The sequence below is a fragment of the Pseudomonas sp. 50_B genome (assembly GCF_017491625.1).
GTDB classification, from domain to species: Bacteria; Pseudomonadota; Gammaproteobacteria; order Pseudomonadales; family Pseudomonadaceae; genus Aquipseudomonas; species Aquipseudomonas danubii.
Window position 1 is genome coordinate 1 of sequence record NZ_JAFGYX010000201.1, and the last position, 246, is coordinate 246.

At 61.4% G+C, this 246-nt stretch carries 1 protein-coding gene; it reads right to left on the reverse strand.

The genetic code is table 11. The features are described 5' to 3' along the window. On the reverse strand, positions 1 to 246 hold a 246-nt coding region (locus J5M73_RS31615; protein WP_207810167.1), incomplete at both ends, for an amino acid permease.

Sequence of the window (246 nt, forward strand, 5' to 3'; positions counted from 1 at the left end):
AGCTTGGCCAGTTCCGGCTGGGTCATGATCCCCAGGGACAGCACGTTCACCAGCACCAGGAACAGCAGCACGGTGATGAAGCCGATGACAGTGGCCTTGCCCACGTCCGAGCGTTTTTCCGCCCGGGCCGAGTAGACGCTGGCGCCCTCGATGCCGATGAACACGAATACCGTGACCAGCATCATGTTGCGCACCTGGTCCATCACCCCGCCAAAATTCGGATTGCTACGGCCCCAGATATCGCGG